The organism is Streptomyces sp. NPDC054770 (genome assembly GCF_053611985.1).
The window spans coordinates 34,160-55,265 of sequence record NZ_JBSHBL010000027.1; the positions used below are offsets into that span (position 1 = coordinate 34,160).

The window sequence follows — 21,106 nt, forward strand, 5'->3', positions numbered from 1 at the left end:
TGCCTAACTCAACAGGGTCAATATGACTTCAGCGGCCCAAGTCACAGCCACTGAGGTTATGCTCACCTAACCTGCTATCAGGACTGTTCGCGGTCCACCGGACGACGGCATGGAGACCGGCAAGTGGCTTCAGGCAGAAGGCTTCGCACCACGGTGCTGGTGACACTGATCGTCGCCCTCCTGGTCCTTTTGTCCCTGCTCTCCGTGGCGCTGGGCGCCTTGAGCGTCCCGCTCGACCAGGTGGTGCGCTCGGTCCTCGGGCATCCGCCGAGCCGGCTGGTCGACAACGTGATCTGGTCGGTGCGCATCCCCCGGACCCTGCTCGGCCTGACCACGGGCGCCGCGCTCGGCATGTCCGGCGCGCTGATGCAGGCCCTGACCCGCAACCCCCTCGCCGACCCCGGCATCCTCGGGGTGAGCGCGGGCGCGTCCTTCGCCATCGTCGTGTCGGTCGCGGTGTTCGGGGTCGGATCGCTGTACGGCTACGTGTGGTTCGCGTTCGCCGGGGCGCTCGCCGCGAGCGTCCTGGTCTTCTTCCTGGGGCGGCTGGGCCGCTCCGGGGCGACCCCGGCGAAGCTGGCGCTCGCCGGAGTGGCCGTCACCTCGCTGCTGTCGTCGCTGACCAGTGCCGTGGTGCTCACCGACCAGGACGCGCTGGACCGTTACCGCTACTGGTCCGCCGGCACCCTGGCCGACCAGGACTCAGGCGACCTGGTGCGGATCCTGCCGTTCCTCGCGGTCGGCGCGGTCCTCGCCCTGTCCTGCGCCCCGGCCCTGAACAGCCTGGCGCTCGGCGACGACGTGGCCGCCTCGCTGGGCCGGCGGCTGGGCCTGGTACGGCTCCAGGGGGTGACCGCGATCGTGCTGCTGACCGGCGCCTCGGTCGCCGTCATCGGCCCGGTGGTCTTCCTCGGCCTGGTCGTCCCGCACATCGCCCGGCTGCTCGCCCAGTTCGCCGGCATCGGACCCGACCACCGCTGGCTGCTGCCGCTGTCCGCCGCGCTGGCGCCGGTCCTGCTGCTGTCCGCCGACATCACGGGCCGGATGGTGGCCCGGCCCACCGAGATCCAGGCCGGTGTCCTCGTCGCCTTCCTCGGCGGCCCGTTCTTCATCGCCCTGGTCCGCCGCCGGAAACTCGCGGAGGTATGAGCGTGCCCGCACAACCCTCTCCCGCTCCCTCGCCTGCTCCTGCTCTCACTGCTCCCGCCCGGCCCGCGCTGCGCGACCGGCCGTTCCGGCTGGCCGTGCCCCCGGTCTCCGGCATGCTGCGGCCGCGCCTGGTGCTGACCGGAGTGCTCGTCGGCGTGGGCGCGTTCGCGCTGTTCTGCTGGGGCCTGGCCCTCGGCGACTACCCGGTGAGCCTGCCCGACGTCGTCAAGGCCCTTTTCGGGGTGGGCGACCCCGGGACGCTCGTCGTCGTACGGGACCTGCGGCTGCCCCGCGCCCTGACCGGCCTCCTGGTCGGCATCGCCTTCGGGGTCTCCGGTGCGGTGTTCCAGACGATGACCCGCAACCCGCTGGCCAGCCCCGACATGATCGGGCTGACCGAGGGCGCCGGCACCGCGGTGGTGGCGGCGGTGGTGCTCGGCTGGGCCGGCGGGCTCGGGCTGTCCACCGTCGGACTGCTCGGCGCCCTGGCGACCGCACTGCTCGTGTACGCGCTCGCCTGGAAGGGCGGGGCCACCGGCTACCGCATCATCCTCGTCGGCATCGGCGTCTCGTGGATCTGCACCAGCGCCACCGACTTCCTGGTGGCACGGGGCAACCGGTTCCAGGCCGAGGAGGCGCTGGGCTGGCTGGTCGGCAACCTCAACGGCCGTACCTGGGGCCAGGTCGACTCCCTGGCGGTCGCCCTGGTCGTCCTGCTGCCCGTCACCCTCGGCCTGGGCCGCTGGATGCGCACGCTCCAGCTCGGCGACGACGTGGCCGCCGGGCTCGGCACCCCCGTCCAGCCGGTCCGGCTGGCGCTGCTGCTGACCGGGGTGGGCCTGGTCGCCTTCGGTACGGCGGCGGCCGGACCGGTGGCCTTCGTGGCCCTGGCCTGCCCGCAGATCGCGCTGCGGCTGGCCGGCACCTCGGCACCGCCCCCGCTCGTCTCCGGTCTCACCGGCGCGTTCGTCGTCCTCGGCTCCGACCTCCTCGCCCGCGAGGCGGTCCCCGGGACGGAACTGCCGGTCGGGATCGTCACCGGCGCCCTCGGCGCGCCGGTCCTGCTGTGGCTGCTCGTCCGCGCCAACCGCGCCGGATCTGGAGGCTGATGTCCCATGTCGACCACCGACCCGCGCCCGCCGGGTGCCCCCGAACGGCACGCCCCGGGGCCCGAGTTGCGGGCCCGCGGGCTCCATCTCGCCTACGACGGGCGGCCGGTGGTGGCGGACCTCGACCTCACCGTGCCCTCCGGCCGGATCACCGCCATCGTCGGGGCGAACGCCTGCGGCAAGTCGACGCTGTTGCGCGCCCTCGCCCGGCTGCTGGCCCCGCGTCAGGGCGTCGTCGAACTGGACGGCTCCGCGCTGCGCTCCATACCGACCCGCGAACTCGCCCGCACACTCGGCATCCTGCCGCAGACACCGGTGGCGCCGGAGGGGCTGACCGTGGCCGACCTGGTCAACCGCGGGCGCTCCCCGCACCAGACCTGGTGGCGGCAGTGGTCCGCGGCGGACGAGGAGGCGGTACGGGCCGCGCTGGCCGCGACCGGGCTGACCGAGCTCGCGGACCGGCCGGTGGACGAGCTCTCCGGCGGCCAGCGGCAGCGCGCCTGGATCGCCATGGCCGTCGCCCAGGGCACCCCCGTACTGCTCCTGGACGAGCCGACGACCTATCTCGACCTCGCCCACCAGATCGACGTACTGGACCTGGTCACGGACCTCAACCGGCGCGAGGGCCGCACGGTGGTCATGGTGCTGCACGACCTCAACCAGGCCTGCCGGTACGCCGATCACGTCATCGCCATGAAGGCCGGCCGCATCGCCGCCCAGGGCACACCGGCCGAGGTGGTCACCGAGTCGACCGTCGAGGACGTCTTCGACCTCCGCTGCCGGATCACCCCCGACCCGGTCAGCGGCACCCCGATGGTCATCCCGCTGGGCCGCCACCACCATGACGACGGCGCCCGCGACGCCCAGGGCGCGGTACCGGCCGCCGTCGACTGAGCCGGCGGCCGGGGTCGGGACCGCGCTCAGGGACGCGACGTCAGATACCCGCCCATGGTGCGGAAGTAGTCCGCCGCCGCGTGCTCCGTCCCGTCGTCCGTGCGCACCCGCCGGACCAGCAGCCCCCGGCAGCGCCCGGTGTGGGCGTCGGCGCCCGCCACGACGACCACGCCGTCGCCCTCGCGGATGAAGATCCGGCCCGGGGTGCCGCCGTAACGCCCCTCGGAGACGGCGGCGGAGACGATCCTGAGCCGCTCGCCGCGGTGGAAGGCGTAGGCGTTCGGGTACGGGTCCGACTGGGCCCGTACCAGGCGCTCCAGGCGCTCCGCGGGCCAGGTCCAGTCGATGCGGCTGTCCTCCAGGGACCGCTTGTGGAAGAAGCTGGCGCGGCCGCGGTCCTGCGGCACCCACTGACCGGCGTCCCGGCCGGCGGCGATCAGGTCGAGCGACTCGCGCACGATGGGCGCGATCAGGCCGACCGTGCGGTGGAAGAGGTCGGTGGCGGTGTCGGTGGGTCCGACCGGCACCGAGCGCTGCACCAGGACGTCCCCGGCGTCGAGTTCGGCGTTCATGCGGTGCGCGGTCACCCCGACCCGCTCCTCGCCGTTGATCAGCGCCCAGATGATCGGGGAGAACCCGGCGTAGGCCGGCAGCAGGGAGTCGTGGATGTTGAGGGTGCCGTGCGGGGGCAGGTCGAAGAGCTCCGGGGGCAGCCAGGTCCGCCAGTTGTTGGCGACGATGATGTCCGGCCGGGACTCCCTTACGGCAGCGAGGAGTTCGGCGTCGTCGGGGCGGTTGCGCAGCAGCACCGGGACGTCGTGCTTCTCGGCCAGCTCGGCGACGTTGTCGTCCCAGATCTTCTCGTAGGCGTGCTCGCTCCTCGGATGGGTGACGACGAGAACCACCTCGTGATCGGAGTCCAGCAACGCCTGAAGCGTGCGGTGACCCCAGGTCTGGTAGCCGAGCATGACGACCCGCATGACGGTCCTTCCCTTCACTGACTCCATTGCTAGGTAAGCCTTACCTTATCTAGCATGGGTCTGCCTGAGGGAGGCGATGCAAAGGTGAAATCACCGGTCATGGGTTCCGACGTCGTCCACGACATCATCGGAATCGGTTTCGGCCCGTCAAATCTCGCTCTGTCCATAGCGGTTGAGGAGCACAACACGGGTCTGGCGGCGGACAGCCGTCTCAACGCCCTGTTCCTGGAACGGCAGCCGCGGTTCGGCTGGCACCGGGGCATGCTGATCGACGACGCCACGATGCAGGTCTCCTTCCTCAAGGACCTCGTCACCCTGCGCAACCCGACCAGCGACTACAGCTTCCTCTGCTTCCTGCGCGAACAGGGCAGACTGATCGACTTCCTGAACCAGAAGACGCTCTTCCCGCTGCGGATGGAGTTCCACGAGTACTTCGAGTGGGCGGCCGCACGCGTCGCGCATCTGGTGTCCTATGGCAGCGAGGTGATCGCGGTGGACCCGGTACGGGACGACGCCGGCCGGGTCGCCTTCTTCGACGTCACCTGCCGCGACACGGCCCGCCCGGGAGCCATCGTGACGCATCGCACCCGCAACATCAGCGTGGCGATGGGCCTGGAGCCGCATGTGCCGCCGGGGCTGGAACTGGCCGAACGGGTATGGCACAACAGCGAGTTGATACCGCGGGCCGAGCAACTGGCCGCGACGGGCACGCCGGTGCGGCGGGCGGTCGTGCTCGGTGCCGGGCAGAGCGCCGCGGAGACGGTGGACTACCTGCACCGCACGTTCCCGGACGCCGAGGTCTGCTCGGTCTTCGCCAAGTACGGCTACACACCGGCCGACGACAGCCCGTTCGCCAACCGGATCTTCGACCCGGAGGCGGTCGACGTCTACTTCTCCGCGCCGTCGGCGGTCAAGCAGTCCCTGCTGGACTACCACCGCTCCACCAACTACTCGGTCGTCGACATGGATCTGATCGAGTCGCTGTACGCCACCACCTACCGGGAGAAGGTGGCGGGCCGGGAACGGCTGCGCTTCCTCAACGTCTCCCGCGTCCGCGCCGTCACACCCGGAGCACCCGGCGGGGGCCGCACGGACGGCACGGACGGTGGTCTCGACATCACCGTCGAGTTCCTGCCCACCGGCGAACAGCAGACGCTGCCCGCCGACGTCCTGGTGCTCGCCACCGGCTACCGGCCCCGGGACCTGGCCGCGCTCATGGGCGACGCGGCCAAGCTGTGCCTCAAGGACGACGGCGACGCGATCCGGGTCGGCCGGGACCACCGCGTGGAGACGGCGCCGGAGGTCGCGGCCGGCATCTACCTCCAGGGCGGGACCGAGCACACCCACGGCCTCACCAGCACCCTGCTGTCGACCGTGGCGGTCCGGGCCCAGGAGATCCACGGCTCCCTGCTGGCCGACCGGGCGACGGCGGCCTGACCCTCCGCCGCCCTCCCCCCGCTCCCGTGGCCCGGACGGTACGGTCCCGGCCGGGCCACGGGTTGGCCGATGCCCGTCGAGGACGGGCCGTGTCAGTACGGCCCGTGGGTCCAGCGGCCGGCCGTCATCGTGGCGTGCACCGGCATCGCGCGCAGCGTGTCCGGGTCCGCCGCCGACGGGTCCACGTCCACGACCACCAGGTCGGCGGGGTCCCCGACCCTGATGAGCCGACGCCCGCGGGCCGCCGCGGCCAGCGCGTCCCGCACCGGCAGGCGCTGCTCCGGGTGCCAGGCGGGACGGTCGTCGTCGGTGCGGGCGACGGCCGCGGCGACGGCCAGCCAGGGGTCGAGCGGTGAGACGGGGGCGTCCGAGCCGAACTCCAGCCGCGCCCCGGCGGCCAGCAGGTCGGCGTAGGCGAAGGCGCGTCCGGTACGGCCGGCCCAGTACCGGTCCGCCACGTCACGGTCGTCCGTCGCGTGCCGCGGCTGCACCCCCGCCGTCACCCCCAACTCGGCGAAGCGCGGCAGGTCTTCGGGGCTCAGCAGCTGCGCGTGCTCGATCCGGCCGCGGCAGCGCACGGCCTCGAAGGCGTCCAGGGCGACGGTGTTGGCCCGGTCGCCGATGGCGTGCACCGCGGGTTCGATGCCGTGTGCGGCGGCCCGGCGCATGAGCCGTACCAACTCGTCCGGTGCCGTCTGCTCGATGCCGTGCGAGCCGTCCGTGTTCTCAAGCCCCGGGTAGGGGTCACGGCACAGCGCGGTACGGGTGTTGAGCGAGCCGTCGGTGAACAGCTTGAGCGGGCCGACCCGCACCGGGCCCCCCGGCTCGCCGACCCCGGACCCGGTGCGCAGCCCGCGGGCCACGGCCGCGTCCAGGTGGCTCGGGTAGACGGCGGCGGACACCCGTACCGCCGGCCGGAACCGTGCCGAGCGCCGCTCCCAGGCGCCCACGGTGTCGCCGTACTGGAAGTCGATGACTCCGGTGACCCCGCGGGCGGCGGCGGCCCGGCAGGCATCGGCGACCCAGCCGTCCAGCGTGTCGGCCGGCACCTCGGGCAGGGCCGAGAGGACCTCGTGCCCCTCGTGCTCCCTGACCAGTCCGCTCGGGTGGTCGGCCCGGCCGACCAGGGCCAGGCAGGCGGAGTTCAGCCACACGGCGTGCAGGTCGGCGCTGACCAGGACGACCGGCCGGTCCGGCAGGGCCGCGTCGAGGAGCCGCTTGTCCGGGGCGTCGGGCCAGAGCCCGTCCCGGAAGCCGTACCCGAACAGCACCGTCCCCGCGCCGGGCGCCGTTCGGCCGTGTGCGCGCACCCGGTCGGCGACCTCGCGCGCGGAGGCGGTTCCGGAGAGGTCGAGCCGACGGCGCGCGCTCGCCCACTCGGCGAGGTGGACGTGGGCGTCCCACAGCCCCGGCAGCAGTACCCGCCCGTCCAGATCGAGAACCCGCTCCCCCGCTGCGGACTCGACGGCCCCCTGCTCCGGTACGACATGAGTGACCCTGCCGTCCGCCACCCGCACGGCGACCGGCGGTCCGCCGGCCCCCAGCCGCACCCGGGCGAGCGTCACCGCCACCGCCCGGCGCGGGGTGGTCACGAAGTCCGTCATCGAGCCTCCCTCCTCAACAACAAGACAAATAAACTTAGGCTTACCTTACTCAACCGCGATCCCCTCGGTCTCCGGGACGCGGCGGACCGACGGGCCGCACGGACCGTGGGCCGGTGCCGGTCCGCTGAACGGAACAGGACGTGACGGCCGTTGACCGGAAGTCCACTCTGGCTGTCGGTGGTCGGCGCCCCGCAGGAAGCCGACACACACGGGGGCACCGCCGGGCCCGGCACCCGGGAGGACCGGGCCGCGGGCGGTACGGAAGCCGCCACCGCCCGCACCACGGCCGACGCACCCTCCCCTCAGGCCGACGGCACGGGCCGGCGGCACGCCGCCGCCCGGCCGGGAGCCGCCCCCTCCACGCTCCCGACCGGCCGGCGGGCCCCAGGCCGCCCGCCAGTGGCTTTCGGATCGAAGGCGTCTCGTCTACGACGCCAGAGGACCCCGACCGTAGCCGGGGTCCTCTGGTGTTCTGGGCACTGTCGGGTTACGCAGCGGCCGGCTCGGGGCGCTTCGGGAGCTTGGTGTCCAGGGCGGACAGCTCGGTGCGCATTTCGCTCTGGAGCGGCGCGATGAACAGCTTGGCGTCGCGCGGCTTGTTGAACTTCTCGCAGTACTCCGCGCGGCGGGCCTCGAAGTCGTCAGGAGAATCGAGCACCTCCAGGAGCTTCATCAGGCCGCTGCGGTAGTGGTTGCTGTAGGAGGACTTGCCGCGGAGCTTGCACGGTGGAGTTCAGCAGTTCCACCAGGGTGTCGGTGATCTCCCGCTGCCGCTGGAACAGCAGGGCCGCGAGCAGGACGTGCCGTACGGGCGCGTCGAAGCGCCGCAGGTGGCTCGGGGAGGCCGCCGAGGCCCTGGCCCTCCAGGCGTTGACCTGCGGGACTGCAGAAGCAGGGTTCGTGTTCGGGTTGATGCTGCTGGCATCGTCAAGCACTGGTTGTCCTCCTATGCCTTGTCACCTTCAGAGCAGCCGCGGTCAGACTCTGCGTCGTGTCTTCGCACGGACCGGGCACGGCACGCCTGCTACCCATGCTGCTGGCCGGGCGCACTGCGGGGCCGGTGTTCGTCACGGACCGACGGGCCCCCGCCGCCACACCGGCAGCCGACCGCTGTCCGGTCACCGGTCGAGGAAGGCTTTCCTACCGCCGAGTCGCAGAACTCTTCACCGCCGCGACCAGACCGCTCGATCCAGCCGGCCGAGGCTGGACCCTGCTTGTTCTGCGCGACCGAGCACACCGGAACAGTCCGGTCCCCAGATGACGCAGCGCACTGCGGCGCGACGCTGCGAGGATCCCCGAAACCTCCGTCGCAGTTCGGTTGATCCACCAGACTTGCTCGTGTTCCCAACGGAGAAGGGACGGCAGGCATGTCGAACAGCGCACTTCTGGTGATGGACGTCCAGCGGGACGTCGTGGCCATCGCCGATGATGGCTCCGGGTATCTGCCGCGCTTGCGCAGGGCGATCGACGGTGCCCGGGCCGCAGGTATCACCGTGATCTACGTGGTGATCGGGTTACGGCCGGGCGATCCAGAAGTCAGCCCCCGCAACAGGGTGATGACAAACGCCGTACGGGCGGGCCTGTTCACCGAGGGGGCCCCTGGCACCGAGATCCATGACGACGTCGCGCCCCAGCAGGGCGACGTCGTGGTCACCAAGAGGCGGGGAAGCGCGTTCTCGGGCAGCGACCTCGACTTGGTGCTCAGGGCTCGCGGTATCGACAGCCTTGTTCTCGCCGGCATCGCCACCAGCGCTGTAGTGCTGTCCACCCTGTGGCACGCCATCGACCTGGACTTCGACCTCACCGTCCTGGCGGATGCCTGCCTCGACACCGACCCCGAGGTGCACCGGATGCTCACCGAAAAGCTGTTCCCGCAGTGGGCAGATGTGGTTGCCGTCGAGGACTGGATCAAAGCCGTCGCACCGCAATAGCGGGAGGCCGTCCGGGCCCTCGCGTGCGGGGCAAAACGGCATCGCCTCCCGTACCGGACGGTGTCGCCGCCGAAGGACAACCGGTGTCAGAACTCACCGATCAAGCCATCATCGTCGGTGGCACTGGCGGCTCGCTACCGGGACAGCAGTGGCCGTCCGGCGTTCCCGGTCGCGGGCCAAGCGCGTATTTCACATCGATGCCGTACCGGCCCCGATGCGCCGTCGCGCGGTCACCGCGGCGGTCGAGGCCGCCGTGCGCGAGGTCGTCATCCACCTCGGCCCCGCTTGAGCCCCGCCCTGTGCTCCCAGTTCTTACAGAGATATTTCGTCACCCCCGGGCGAGGAAAGAACGCCGGCGCCGACGACGCAGATCCGATGTGAGGCCGAACCGGTCTCGCGTCACTGGCGGCGGTCGCTGCCGCCGCGTCGACAGGAGCACAGGAACGATGACGATGGGCAAGAAGTCGAAGGCCGCCGTGACGGCCGCCGTGGCCGTGGCCGCCGCGGCGGCTGCCGCACTGAGCGCCGGCCCCGCCTCGGCCTACTCCGGCGGTCCCCGCGCCGCCGTGTTCGTCCAGACGGACGGGGTGCAGGGCAACGCCGTGGTGGCCTACAGCCGTTCCGCGGACGGGACGCTGCACAAGAGCGGCGTGTACCGGACCGGCGGGCTCGGCGGCGTCCTCGACGGCTCGGCGGTCGACCACCTCGCCTCGCAGGGGTCGCTCACGTACGACAGGGCGCACGGCCTGCTGTACGCCGTGAACGCCGGCAGCGACACGGTCACGGTGTTCTCGGTCAAGGGCGACAAGCTGGTCCGCCGTCAGATTGTGTCGTCGGGCGGCGACTTCCCGGTCAGCGTGGCCGTCCACGGTGACCTGGTGTACGTGCTCAACGCGCTGGGCGGCGGTTCCGTGCAGGGCTTCCGGAACGTGCACGGCTCGCTGGTGAAGGTGCCCGCCTGGCATCGCTCCCTCGGCCTGGACCCGGCCGCCACCCCCCAGTTCACGCACACCCCCGGGCAGCTCTCCTTCACCCCGGACGGCCGTGCGCTGGTGGTGACCACGAAGGCCGGCGCCAACTCGATAGACGTGTTCCCGGTGAGCCGGTCCGGCATCGGGGCCCGTCCCGTGGTCACGTCCACCCCCGGCGCGGTGCCGTTCGGCTTCACCTTCGACGCGCGCGGGCGGCTGGTGGTGACCGAGGCGGGAACCAACTCGGTCGCCACCTTCCGGGTCGGTGCGGACCTGCGGCTGACCAAGGTCTCGGAGGTGGCGACCGGCCAGGCGGCGACCTGCTGGATCACCCGTGACGGCGCGCACGTCTACGCCTCCAACGCGGGCAGCGGCACCCTGTCCGGACTGCGCGTCGGCACCGACGGCGCGCTCAAGGCCGTCGGCACCACGGCGACCGGCGCCGGGACGGTGGACGCCGACGTCTCCTCGAACGGCCGCTTCCTGTACGTGCAGACCGGCAAGGCGGGCGGCGTCGACGGGTTCCGCGTCGACCGCGACGGCTCCCTGACCCACGTGGGTTCGGTCGTCGTCCCCGGCGCCGCCGGCGGCGAGGGCATCGCCGCCTCCTGACGGCAGGCCGCTCGCCGACGGGCCTGAGGCCCGGGTTCAGGTCCCGGGTCTCAGGTCTCAGGTCTCCATGACGGCGGCGAGCAGCCCCCGGTAGTCCTCGTCGCAGGGGCCGCAGGCGCGCAGGTGCGCCGCGACTCCCGGCCAGTGCCGCCCGGGATCCTCTCCGGCGGCCTTGAGGTCGGCGTACACGTGGAGCACGCGCAGCGCCTCCTCGCAGCCCACGTCCCTCGGGTCGGTGGTCAGGAACCGCTCCAGCGCCGCCCGCGCGGAGAGCCGGTCCGGGTTCGTCATGACCGCCTCCCGGGGATCGCGTCCACATACCCCTGGGCCGCGAGGTGGTCGCGCAGCCTGCGCCGGGCGTCGAACATCGTCTTGTACACCGCGTTCCGGCTGCTCCCGAGCTCCAGGACCAGCGCGTCCAGCGGTACGGCGTCGAGGACCAGGGAGACGAAGACCCGGCGCTGGTGGTGCGTCAGCACCTGGTCCGCCGCCGCGCGCACGGCGGCGGCGAGGGCACGCGCCTCGGCCGACCCCGCGGGATCCGCGCCGAGCCGGTCGGGCAGCCGGTCCCAGTCCTCGCCGTCGAGTTCCACCCGCTGCGTGCTCCAGAAGTGGCGGCCGATCTTCGCCGACACCTCGAGGACGACGAACTTGTAGGCCCAGGTGGTGAAGCGGCTCTCGCCGCGGAAGTCGCCGACCTTCCTGGTGATGGCGAGGAGGGCGTCCGCGGCGGCCTGGTGGGCGAGGTCGTCGACCTCGGGACCGTCGAAGCGGTACCGGGAGCGCCGCCTGGCCAGTTCGCTCTTGGCGATCCGCAGCAGCTCGCCGTGCAGCCGGGCGCACGCCTCTTCGTAGGCCGCCCCGTCCGAGGACAGTCCCCGCACCCAGCAGGCCGAGTCGGGATCGAGGTCACCCGCACCGTCGGCAGGCGTCACGGCCCCGGCCCGCACGGGCTCGCCCTGTTCGTGCCCGACCGCAGACGCCATGCGCCCCATCGTAGACGCGGCGGACCCGGCCCCATGCCCCGCTCCGTGCCGAGGACGGGCGTTCTCTCCCGAAGGGGCAGATCGCCGTCACTCCGGGGTGCCCGGCGTGCCTCGCGTCCGCAGCCGTGATGGCATACCGGCATGGAGTTGCGGGAGTTGCGGGCGTTCGTCGCGGTGGTGGAGGAGGGCGGCCTGTCGGCTGCCGCCCGGCGGCTGCACGTGAGTCAGCCCGCCCTGTCCCAGACGATCGGCGGGCTGGAACGGCAGCTGGGCGTGCGGCTGCTGGCGCGCGGGAGCAGCGGGACGAAGGCCACCGAGGCCGGGACCGCCCTGCTGGGCGAGGCACGGGCGGTGCTCGCCCGGCACGACCGGGCGCTGCGGGTGATGGCCGGGTACGCCGGTCCGGGCGGCGGGGCGCTGCGCGTCGGGATCCCCCTGGAACTGCCGCCCGGCCTGCTCGACCCGGCGCTCGCCGAACTCGCCGAGGCGCATCCGGAGACCCGGGTGCAGGCCCGGCATCTGTCCACGGCGGAGCAGCTGGCCGCGCTGCGGGCCGGTGAGCTGGACGTCGGCCTGCTGCGGGAGCGGCCGTCCGGGCCGGAGTTCGACGCGCTGCTCGTGGTACGGGAGCGGCTCGGTGTGCTGGTCGCCGCGGAGCGGGCCGCCGAACTCGCCGGACCCGACGGCATTCCGCTCGACGCGCTCGGGACCCTGCAGTGGGTCGGGTTCCCGCGCGCCGGCAGCCCCGCCTGGTACGACGAGCTGACCGCGGTGCTGCGCGGCCACGGCCTCGATCTCGGCCCCGAGGCCCCCGAGGGGCAGGCGCTGATCGCCGACGTGAAGCTGGCCGCGGTCGCCTCCGGGCAGGCCTTCGCACTGGCCCCGCCGGGCTGGCGGCAGCCGCTGCCCGACCGGGTGGCCTGGTCGCCGCTGGTCGGGCAGCCGCTGGTGCGGCGCACCTGGGTGGTGTGGCCGGCCGACTCGCGCCGACGGGACCTGGGCCGGTTCGTCGCCGCGCTGGACCGGTCGGTGCGGGATCGGCGGGAGCGGGAGCGGTAGGGGCGCGGGAGCAGTGGGGGGCTACCGCGCCCGCTGCGCGTCAGACGGCCGTACGGCCGCCGTCGACCGGCAGGATCGCGCCCTGCACGAAGCTCGCCGCGTCGCTCACCAGGTAGGCGATCGCCTCGGCGATCTCGCGCGCCTCGCCGGGCCGGCCCGCGGGTGCCTGTGCGGCCAGGGCGTCCAGGTCGTCGCCCATGGCGGCGGTGCCCTCGGTACGGGTCGGGCCGGGCTCCACGGCGTTGACCCGTACCCCCTGCGGGCCGAACTCGGCGGCCCACGACTTGGTCAGCAGGTTGACCGCCGCCTTGCTCGACCCGTACAGCGCCATCCCCGCGACGCCGTACTCGGCGACCATGGTGCTGACGTTGACGATGGCGCCCTGCCCGCGCTCGGCCATGGCCGGGGCGAGCTCGCCCACCAGGTAGAACGGCGCCTTCACGTTCAGGTCGTAGACGGCGTCCACCTGCTCGGCGGGGGCCTGGGCCGTCGGGCCGAACGGGAAGACGCCGGCGTTGTTGACGAGGATGTCGACGCGGCCGCCGCCCAGCACGGTGGCCTCGCGGGCCAGGCGCCGTACCGAGTCGGCGTTCCGCAGGTCGGCCGCCAGGAAGTCCGCCTTGCCGCCGTGCTCCCGGACGGCGGCGACCACCCGTTCGCCGCGGTCCGCGTCCCGTCCGGCGACGAGTACATGTGCCCCCCGCTCGGCGAGCAGCGTCGCGGTCGCGGCGCCGATACCGCTGGTCGCGCCGGTCAGCAGGGCCACGCGTCCGGTCAGTTCAGCAGAACTCATGAGATGTCCCTAAAGTGTGGAAAGTGGGGCGAATCCATCGTCCCGCCGCCTCGTCCGTGAGGCGACGGGAGTCCACAGCGGCTGCGGCGTTCCGGGGATTCCGCTGTCCTCATCAGCGGATCCGATGACCCCCATAAGCGGCCCGCCCGGAGTCCGGTCCGGAGCACCGCCTGCCCGGTGGCGCCGCGTATGGGCTGGTCACGGCTGGGAAGGCGGCCAGAGGCGGCGCTTATGGCGGCTCTTCGCCGGACGCATGGCCGTACCTCGATCAACTGCACACGTCCCGCGGTTACATGACCCGTACGGCTCGGGGCCCCGGCGGCCCGGAACAGTTCGGACCGGCACCGATCGTCATGCGAGGCAGCAATGAGCGAACCGAGCACAGAACCGAGCACAACCGAGGAAGGCAGCACGTACGACGTGATCGTCCTGGGCGCGGGACCGGTCGGGCAGAACGTCGCCGACCGGGCGCGGGCCGCCGGGCTCTCCGTGGCGGTCGTGGAGCGGGAACTCGTCGGCGGCGAGTGCTCCTACTGGGCCTGCGTCCCCAGCAAGGCGCTGCTGCGGCCGGTCCTCGCGGTCGCCGACGCCCGCCGCGTGGACGGCGCCCGGCAGGCCGTCACCGGGCGGCTCGACGACGCCGCGGTCTTCGCCCGCCGTAACCGTTACGTCACCGACTGGGACGACAGCGGGCAGGCGCTGTGGGTCAAGTCCATCGGCGCCGACCTCTTCCGCGGCCAGGGCCGGCTGGACGGGCCGCGCCGGGTCACCGTCGGCCGGGACGACGGCGCCCGGCAGACCCTCGTCGCCCGGCACGCGGTGGCCCTCGCCACCGGCAGCCGGCCTGCGCTGCCCGGCATCCCGGGGATCGAGGAGGCCCGGCCCTGGACGAACCGGCACGGCACCGACTCCAGCACCGTGCCCGGCCGGCTCGTCGTGGTCGGCGGCGGCGGGGTCGGCGTGGAGATGGCGACGCTGTGGCAGGGGCTCGGGTCACAGGTCACGCTGCTCGTCCGGCGGCGGCTGCTCCCCCGCATGGAGGCCTTCGCCGGGGAACTGGTCACCCAGGGACTCACCGAGGCCGGCGCGGACGTGCGGATCGGCGTCCAGGTGACCGCGCTGCGCCGCCCGGATCCGGACGGGCCGGTGACGCTCACGCTCGACGACGGCAGCGAGCTGGAGGCCGACGAGGTCCTGTTCGCCACCGGGCGTACGCCCAACACCGACGACATCGGCCTGGAGACCGTGGGCCTGACCCCCGGTTCCTGGCTGGACGTGGACACGACCTGCCTGGTCGACGGTGTCGAGGGGGCGTGGCTGTACGGCCTCGGGGACGTCAACCACCGCGCGCTCCTCACCCACCAGGGCAAGTACCAGGCACGGACGGCCGGTGACGCCATCGGCGCCCGGGCCGCCGGGCTGCCGCTGGACGACGGGGACTGGGGCGACCACGCCACGACCGCCGACCGGCACGCCGTCCCCCAGGTCTTCTTCACCGACCCGGAGGCGGGCGCGGTGGGCCTGACCGCCGAGCAGGCGGCCGCCGCCGGGCACCGCGTCGAGACGGTCGACCTGGACCTGAACGCCGCCCAGGGCGCCAACCTCTACGCCGACGGCTACACCGGCCACGCCCGGCTGGTCGTCGACGTCGACCGGGACGTGCTGCTCGGGGTGACCATGGTCGGCTCCGGAGTCAGTGAGCTGCTGCATGCGGCCACCGTCGCGGTCGCCGGCGAGGTCCCGCTGAAACGCCTCCGGCACGCCGTCGCGCCGTTTCCCACGGTCAGCGAGATCTGGGTGTTCCTCGTCGCCGCGTACCGACGGAAACGGCAGCAGGACGACGCCGGGTGAGATCCCGGCGCCCGGGCCGGACCGACGGAGGGCGCGAACCCACCGCCCGGACCAGGCCGGCGCCGTGGGTTCGCGGCCCGGTGCCGGGCTATCCGAGGCCGAGCACCGCGTGGACGGCGGCGCGGACCTGCCGCGTGACCGTTTCCGGACCGGAGGCGTCGAGCTTGCCGTCGAGGTGCAGGAATGCCAGCCCGTGCACCAGGGCCCACACCGCGGTCGGCAGGCCGTCCCGGTTCCCGCCGGGAAAGGCGTTGCGGACGAGGGTGTCGACGTACGCGGAGAGCACAGCGGTCGCCTCGACGCGTTCGGGACTGCCGGGGTCGCAGGGCTCCGCGAACATCGCCCGGAACAGGGCCGGGTGGTCGAGAGCGAACCGCACGTAGGCCACGGCGACGGCGACCAGGTCGTCGGGGGCCGCGGGCGCGGGATGGGCGGCCGCGAGAGATCCGGCGAGTTCGCGGTAGCCCTCGGCGGCGACGGCGGAGACCAGCGCGTCGCGGTCCGCGTAGTGGCGGTAGGGGGCCGTGGGCGAGACCCCGGCCCGCCGTGCCACCGCCCGCAGCGACAGCGCCCCGCTGCCGTCCTCCTCCAGCAGCTCCCGGGCGGCGCGCAGGCAGGCGACCCGGAGATCGCCGTGATGGTACGAGTCACTCGGTGGTGGCATGGGTCACCCTCAGGGATGTTTACAGCGCTGACATTGCGTGCCTAATGTGAGCGCCGTACACATTGTTGGCGCCGTACACATTCTATGGCGGCCGAGAGGAGACCCCGATGTCGAGCCCCCTGTTCTCGCCCCTGCGGCTGCGGTCCGGACCGGTCCTGCGCAACCGGATCGCGAAGGCGGCCATGGAGGAAGGCATGGCCGGGGCCGGACAGCTGCCCGACGAGCGGCTGCTGTCCCTGTACCGGCGCTGGGGCGGTGGCGGCGCCGGGCTGCTGATCACCGGCAACGTCATGGTCCACGCCGAGGCGCTGACCGGCCCGGGCGGCATCGTCCTCGACGAGGCCGCCCCGCTGGAGCCGTTCGCCGAGTGGGCGCGGGCCGGCCGGTCCGGGGGCGCGGCGATGTGGATGCAGATCAACCATCCGGGCCGTCAGGTCCAGGCCGGCATGCCCGGCGTGGTGTGGGGGCCGTCGGCGGTCGGCGTCGAGATGGGCCGGCACAGCAGACGGTTCGGCCGGCCGACCGCCATGACGCCGGAGCAGATCGAGGCCACCGTGCGGCGGTTCGCGGTCACCGCGGAGCGGGCCTCGCGGGCGGGGTTCGACGGGGTGCAGATCCACGCGGCGCACGGCTACCTGCTGTCGCAGTTCCTGTCCCCGCTGGTCAACCGGCGCACGGACCGATGGGGCGGCCCGCTGGAGAACCGGGCGCGGCTGCTGCTGGACGTGGTGCGCGCGGTACGGGCCGTGGTGGAGCCGGAGTTCGCGGTCGCGGTGAAGCTGAACTCGGCCGACTTCCAGCGCGGCGGCTTCGACGTCGACGACGCCCGCCGGGTGATCGCCCTGCTCGAACCGCTCGGCGTCGACCTGGTGGAGCTGTCGGGCGGGAGTTACGAGAGTCCCGCCATGTCGGGCCGCCCCGCCGACGACCGCACCCGGGCCCGCGAGGCCTACTTCCTGGATCTGGCGAAGGACCTGGCCGCCGGCAGTCCGCTCCCCCTCATGCTCACGGGCGGCATCACCCGGCGGGAGACGGCCGAGCAGGTGCTGGCCGACGGCGTCGACCTGGTCGGGATCGGTACCGCGCTGGCGGTGACCCCGGACCTGCCCGCGCGCTGGCGGCAGGGCGGCGGGGCGGACCGCCGGATGCGCCCGGTGACCTGGTCGGACAAGACGCTCGCCGCGGCGGCCGGGATGGCCCTGGTCCGCCGTCAGCTGCGCCGGCTGGCCCGCGGCGCCGAACCGGCGCCCGCCACCCGCCCGGCCTGCGCCCTGGTGTCCGAGCAGTGGGTGGCGCGCCGCCAACTGCGCCGCTACCGCTCCTGGTTGCCGGAGTCGGCCTCACACCGCCAGCGCACACACCACTGACGGAACGGCCGCCGTGGCGACCGGCTCGCCGAGGGCGCCCGACTCCAGGACCGGCAGCGCGGCCAGGGTGCCGCTGTGCTGGTTGGCGACGAGGAGGTGTCCCGGGACCGCGGTCAGACCGCGCGGCCAGGTGCCCCCGGACGGCGTCTCGCCGAGCGGCACCAGGGCGGTGCCTTCGATTCGGAAGGCGGCCACGGTGTCGGCGCCCCGGTTGGTGACCCAGACGAACCGGTCGGAGACGACGATCCCGCCGGGCTGGTTGGGCACCCCGGCGGCCGTGGCCGGCGCCCTGGACAGTTCGGCGAGGGTGCCGGTTTCCGGGTCGTAGCGATGGCAGGTCACCGTCGAGGAGAGTTCGTCGGCGCTGAACACCAGGTCACCGGCCGGCGTGAACGCGAGGTGCCGGGGCCCGGAACCGGTCCGCAGCCGGTTCACCGCCGTACGTTCCAGGGTGCCCCGCGCCGGGTCCAGGCGGTAGGTGAACACCGCGTCGGCGCCGAGGTCGGTGGCGAGGACGAACCGGCCCGCCGGGTCGACCAGGACCTGGTGGGCGTGGCTGCCCTCCTGCCGCCCCGCGACCGGCCCGGAGCCCCGGTGCTCGGCCACGTCGGTCGGCCCGGTGATCCGGCCTGCCGCGTCGAGCCGGTGCACGGCGACCGTGCCGGGCAGCGTGTCGGTGCCGTAGTTCGCGGTCAGCAGCCAGTCGCCGCCGGGGTGGACGGCGAGGTGACAGGGGTTGGCGCCGCCGCTGCCGACGGGCACGCCGAGGGCGGTGACCCCGGCGGCGTCGACGGTGAAGGCGGAGACGGCGCCCTCGGTGGACTCGTGCGTGCTGTAGACCACGGGAAGGGCCGGATGGGCGGCCAGGAAGGAGGCGCCGCTCGCGGGAACCGGCGCCGCCTCGGTGGTCAGCACCGGACCGGCCAGGCGCAGCGGGGTGAGGCCGACACCTTCGCCGCCGGTGTCGGGGGTGTAGGAGCCGGCGAGAACTGTGGGCATGGGGGTTCCTCGGGTCGGTCGGCGCGGCAGAAGCGCAATACATCGGTCAGCACGGCAGGCCGGTCAGCGCAGAACGTCGTCATGGTGGTCGAGAAGAGCGAGTTCGGTGCGTCTGGGCAGGCCCTCCCAGTCGCCGGTGGTGGTGACGGCGAACGCGCCGAGCCGGGCGGCGGTGCACAGCCGGCGCTCCGGCGGCTCACCGGCCAGCAGTTCGGCGAGGTAGCCGGCGACGAAGGCGTCCCCGGCGCCCACGGAGTCGTGCACGCGTACGGGCAGCGCGGGCTGCCGGTAGGGCACCCCGTCGAGGAGCGCGTACGCCCCCTCCGCGCCCAGCTTCACCACGGCACCCCGCGGACCCAACTCGCACAGCCCCTTGGCGAGTTCCGCCGGCTCATGCAGGTCGGGCACCGCGAGGCGGGCCTCGTGCGGCCCCGCGAACACCAGGTCGCTGTCGCGCAGCAGCGGCAGTACGGCCCGCCGGGCGTCCTCCTCGCTCCACAGCAGGGAGCGGAAGTTGATGTCGAAGGAGACGAGGACCCCGGCGTCCCGGGCGATCCCAACCGCCCGCCGGACCGCGCTCGCGGGCGCGTCGCCGAGGGCCGGGGTGATCCCGGTGAGGTGCAGGACCGCGGCGCCGGCGACGACCTCTTCCGGGATGTCCTGGGGCGCGAGCCGGACCCCGGCGGTGGCGGTGCGGTAGTAGCGCATGCGGTGGTGGGTGGCGGTGCGCCGCTCCTTGAGGAGCAGCGAGGTCGGCGCGGGGTCGCGGACGGCCAGCGCGGTCACACCCTCGGCGCGCAGCTCGCGCAGCACGAGTTCGCCGAGCTGGTCCTCGCTGACCCGGCCGATCCAGGTGGCCCGCCCGCCGAGCCGGCTCACCCCGACGGCGACGTTGGACTCGGCCCCGGCGACCCCGAGGCGCAGCTCGGCGCCCATGGTGAGCGGGCCGGGCTCGGCGGCGGAGAGGACGGCGAGGGTCTCGCCCACGGTGACGAGGTAGGGCTGCCGCGACGCCTCCGGGTCGTGCGGGTCGTGCGCGGAACCGTTCACAGGTCGCCCTTCCCGGCCCGCGTCGCGGACCTGACCGTCTCCAGCAAGGCGCGTGCTCTCCCGGTGAGCGCGTCGAGGGCGGCCGGGTCGGCGGGGGTTCGGTCGGCACCGCGCAGCAGCGGGTTGCCGACGCCCACGGCACAGGCCCCGGCGGCCAGGTAGTCCGCGGCCTCGGCGAGGCCCACCCCGCCGACCGCGACGAGCGGGATCTCCGGGAGCGGCGCGCGGAGTTGCCGCAGGTGCGCGGGGCCGCCCGTGGAGGCCGGGAAGAGCTTGACGGCGGCGGCGCCGGCCCGCCAGGCGGTGGCCACCTCGGTGGGCGTCCAGGCGCCGGGGTAGAAGGGGACCCCGAGGTCGGCGGAGGCGCCGATGACCTCGGGTTCGACGTTGGGGGCGACCAGGAACCGCGCGCCCGCGGCCACCGCGTCCCGCAGATCGGCCCGGGTCAGGACGGTACCGGCGCCGACCGAGACGTCGGTGCCCAGCTCCTCCCGGATCCGGGCGAGCGCGTCCAGGGCGCCCGCGGTGGTGAGGGTGACCTCCAGGCAGGTGACCCCGCCGGCGGCGAGCGCGCGGGCGACGGCGGGCAGCCCGGTGGCGTCGGCCGAGCGGAGGATGGCCATCACGCGGGTGTCGGCCAGCTGGGGGGTGAGGGCGGGGCGCAGGGTCACTTGACCGCTCCCGCGGACATGCCGGCCACGACCTGGCGCTGGAAGAACACGAAGATGACCAGCAGCGGCAGCACCCCGAGCAGGGCGGCCGGGAACAGGGTGGTCGGCTGCACGGTGTGCGGGTCGATGAAGGAGTAGGCGTTCACCATGACGGTGCGTTTGCCCGGGTCCTGGAGGAACACCAGCGGCACCAGCAGGTCGTTCCAGACCTGGAGGGCGACGAAGGTCAGCAGGGTGCTGGTGACCGGCCGCAGCAGCGGCAGCACGACCACGAAGAAGGTGCGGAAGGCGCCGCAGCCGTCGAGTGCGGCGGCCTCCTCCAGGTCGACCGGGATCGAGCGGATGAAGCTGGTGTAGAAGAACACGGCCAGCGGCAGGTTGATCGCGGTGTAGATGAAGACGACGCCCGCGTAGGTGTCGAGCAGGTTCATGTCCCGCATCAGCAGGTACAGCGGCGCCACCACCACGAAGACGGGGATGGAGGTGCCGAGGATGAACAGCCGGTACACCGCCGTCGACCAGCCCGCGGTGATCCGGGCCAGCGGATAGCCGGCCAGCGAGCCCAGCACGGTGATGCACACGCACGAGAGCCCGGTGATGAGAAGGGTGTTGAGGGTGCTCGGCCCGTAGTGGATCTGGTGGAAGGCGTCGCTGAAGTTCTTCAGGGTGAAGGAGTGCGGGATGCCCAGCGGGGAGCGGGCGACATCGGCCGCGGTGCGCAGCGAGGTGACGACCGTGAAGAGGAACGGCAGCACGAACAGCACGGTGCCCAGCCACAGCAGGGCGGTGCCGAGGCCGCTGCCCAGGCGGCCCGCGCGGCGCGGGTGCCGGGGACTGGTGATGCGTGCGGTGGCGGGGAGTGGGGAGGTCTCAGAGGTCATGGTGGCGATCCGTCCGGTTCGATCAGGTGCATACGGCGTCACGGCGGCCGTCGTCAGGGGCGTACGGCGTCACAGCGGCCGTCATCAGGGGCGTACGG

General features: G+C 73.4%; 20 protein-coding genes. 9 read left to right on the forward strand and 11 right to left on the reverse strand.

Translation table 11 applies throughout. From position 1 onward, the window contains the following. Positions 1-123: 123 nt before the first annotated feature. Genes ACWGKQ_RS23445 through ACWGKQ_RS23455 form a run of 3 tightly spaced genes read left to right on the forward strand, consistent with a single transcriptional unit; the run spans position 124 to position 3,152 of the window. A complete protein-coding gene (locus ACWGKQ_RS23445) occupies positions 124-1,149 on the forward strand; it encodes a FecCD family ABC transporter permease (RefSeq protein WP_453293887.1) in 1,026 nt (341 codons plus the stop codon). Beyond that, entirely contained in the window at positions 1,146-2,258 is a 1,113-nt protein-coding gene (locus ACWGKQ_RS23450) for a FecCD family ABC transporter permease (RefSeq protein ID WP_453293888.1), read from the forward strand. The genes ACWGKQ_RS23445 and ACWGKQ_RS23450 overlap by 4 nt, the downstream gene beginning before the upstream one ends. A 6-nt stretch (positions 2,259-2,264) precedes the next feature. Beyond that, positions 2,265-3,152, forward strand: a complete 888-nt coding sequence (locus tag ACWGKQ_RS23455; protein ID WP_453293889.1) for an ABC transporter ATP-binding protein — start codon at positions 2,265-2,267, stop codon at positions 3,150-3,152. Positions 3,153-3,178: 26 nt separating this feature from the next. On the opposite strand, the gene ACWGKQ_RS23460 is transcribed toward ACWGKQ_RS23455, so the two are convergent. Next, positions 3,179-4,132, reverse strand: a complete 954-nt coding sequence (locus ACWGKQ_RS23460; RefSeq protein WP_453293890.1) for a methionyl-tRNA formyltransferase — start codon at positions 4,130-4,132, stop codon at positions 3,179-3,181. 84 nt (positions 4,133-4,216) lie between these two features. Between ACWGKQ_RS23460 and ACWGKQ_RS23465 the strand changes: the two genes are divergently transcribed. After that, on the forward strand, positions 4,217-5,569 hold the full coding sequence (locus tag ACWGKQ_RS23465; RefSeq protein WP_453293891.1) for a lysine N(6)-hydroxylase/L-ornithine N(5)-oxygenase family protein: 1,353 nt from the start codon (positions 4,217-4,219) through the stop codon (positions 5,567-5,569). A gap of 92 nt (positions 5,570-5,661) precedes the next feature. Here ACWGKQ_RS23465 and ACWGKQ_RS23470 read toward each other — a convergent pair whose 3' ends face one another. Together ACWGKQ_RS23470 and ACWGKQ_RS23475 are read right to left on the reverse strand one after the other, a co-directional pair. Then, entirely contained in the window at positions 5,662-7,173 is a 1,512-nt protein-coding gene (locus ACWGKQ_RS23470; RefSeq protein WP_453293892.1) for an amidohydrolase, read from the reverse strand. Positions 7,174-7,660: 487 nt separating this feature from the next. Then, positions 7,661-7,831, reverse strand: a complete 171-nt coding sequence (locus ACWGKQ_RS23475; RefSeq protein ID WP_453293893.1) for a hypothetical protein — start codon at positions 7,829-7,831, stop codon at positions 7,661-7,663. Positions 7,832-8,540: 709 nt separating this feature from the next. On the opposite strand from ACWGKQ_RS23475, the gene ACWGKQ_RS23480 reads away from it, so the two are divergent. Together ACWGKQ_RS23480 and ACWGKQ_RS23485 are read left to right on the forward strand one after the other, a co-directional pair. Then, positions 8,541-9,104 (forward strand): cysteine hydrolase family protein, encoded by a 564-nt coding sequence (locus ACWGKQ_RS23480; protein WP_453293894.1) that lies wholly within the window; start codon positions 8,541-8,543, stop codon positions 9,102-9,104. Between the two features lie 446 nt (positions 9,105-9,550). Further along, entirely contained in the window at positions 9,551-10,687 is a 1,137-nt protein-coding gene (locus ACWGKQ_RS23485; protein ID WP_453293895.1) for a lactonase family protein, read from the forward strand. Positions 10,688-10,744: 57 nt separating this feature from the next. On the opposite strand, the gene ACWGKQ_RS23490 is transcribed toward ACWGKQ_RS23485, so the two are convergent. Continuing rightward, positions 10,745-10,978 (reverse strand): hypothetical protein, encoded by a 234-nt coding sequence (locus tag ACWGKQ_RS23490; RefSeq protein WP_453293896.1) that lies wholly within the window; start codon positions 10,976-10,978, stop codon positions 10,745-10,747. Continuing rightward, positions 10,975-11,673 (reverse strand): RNA polymerase sigma factor, encoded by a 699-nt coding sequence (locus ACWGKQ_RS23495; RefSeq protein ID WP_453293897.1) that lies wholly within the window; start codon positions 11,671-11,673, stop codon positions 10,975-10,977. The genes ACWGKQ_RS23490 and ACWGKQ_RS23495 overlap by 4 nt, the downstream gene beginning before the upstream one ends. A gap of 141 nt (positions 11,674-11,814) precedes the next feature. Here ACWGKQ_RS23495 and ACWGKQ_RS23500 point away from each other — a divergent pair, with 141 nt between their 5' ends. Further along, positions 11,815-12,732 (forward strand): LysR family transcriptional regulator, encoded by a 918-nt coding sequence (locus tag ACWGKQ_RS23500; protein WP_453293898.1) that lies wholly within the window; start codon positions 11,815-11,817, stop codon positions 12,730-12,732. A 40-nt stretch (positions 12,733-12,772) separates the two neighbouring features. Here the strand turns inward: ACWGKQ_RS23500 and ACWGKQ_RS23505 are convergent, their stop codons facing one another. Continuing rightward, complete coding sequence (locus ACWGKQ_RS23505) at positions 12,773-13,525, reverse strand: SDR family NAD(P)-dependent oxidoreductase (protein ID WP_453293899.1); 753 nt, start codon at positions 13,523-13,525, stop codon at positions 12,773-12,775. Between the two features lie 366 nt (positions 13,526-13,891). On the opposite strand from ACWGKQ_RS23505, the gene ACWGKQ_RS23510 reads away from it, so the two are divergent. Continuing rightward, positions 13,892-15,376, forward strand: coding sequence for a dihydrolipoyl dehydrogenase family protein (locus ACWGKQ_RS23510; RefSeq protein ID WP_453293900.1), 1,485 nt, complete (start codon positions 13,892-13,894; stop codon positions 15,374-15,376). 88 nt (positions 15,377-15,464) lie between these two features. On the opposite strand, the gene ACWGKQ_RS23515 is transcribed toward ACWGKQ_RS23510, so the two are convergent. Further along, the gene (locus ACWGKQ_RS23515) at positions 15,465-16,040 is read right to left on the reverse strand and encodes a TetR/AcrR family transcriptional regulator (RefSeq protein ID WP_453293901.1); all 576 of its coding nucleotides are present in this window, start codon (positions 16,038-16,040) and stop codon (positions 15,465-15,467) included. A gap of 107 nt (positions 16,041-16,147) precedes the next feature. Between ACWGKQ_RS23515 and ACWGKQ_RS23520 the strand changes: the two genes are divergently transcribed. Then, positions 16,148-17,407, forward strand: a complete 1,260-nt coding sequence (locus ACWGKQ_RS23520) for an NADH:flavin oxidoreductase/NADH oxidase family protein (RefSeq protein ID WP_453293902.1) — start codon at positions 16,148-16,150, stop codon at positions 17,405-17,407. Here the strand turns inward: ACWGKQ_RS23520 and ACWGKQ_RS23525 are convergent. The 4 genes from ACWGKQ_RS23525 to ACWGKQ_RS23540 form a co-directional block, all read right to left on the reverse strand. Next, a complete protein-coding gene (locus ACWGKQ_RS23525; protein WP_453293903.1) occupies positions 17,381-18,406 on the reverse strand; it encodes a lactonase family protein in 1,026 nt (341 codons plus the stop codon). The genes ACWGKQ_RS23520 and ACWGKQ_RS23525 overlap by 27 nt on opposite strands. Before the next feature lie 63 nt (positions 18,407-18,469). Further along, positions 18,470-19,456: a sugar kinase gene (locus tag ACWGKQ_RS23530; protein WP_453293904.1), complete on the reverse strand. Its 987-nt coding sequence runs from the start codon at positions 19,454-19,456 to the stop codon at positions 18,470-18,472. Then, positions 19,453-20,127: a bifunctional 4-hydroxy-2-oxoglutarate aldolase/2-dehydro-3-deoxy-phosphogluconate aldolase gene (locus tag ACWGKQ_RS23535; protein WP_453293905.1), complete on the reverse strand. Its 675-nt coding sequence runs from the start codon at positions 20,125-20,127 to the stop codon at positions 19,453-19,455. Before ACWGKQ_RS23535 ends, ACWGKQ_RS23530 begins: the two co-directional genes overlap by 4 nt. Continuing rightward, positions 20,124-21,008, reverse strand: coding sequence for a carbohydrate ABC transporter permease (locus ACWGKQ_RS23540; RefSeq protein ID WP_453293906.1), 885 nt, complete (start codon positions 21,006-21,008; stop codon positions 20,124-20,126). Before ACWGKQ_RS23540 ends, ACWGKQ_RS23535 begins: the two co-directional genes overlap by 4 nt. Positions 21,009-21,106 lie beyond the last annotated feature (98 nt).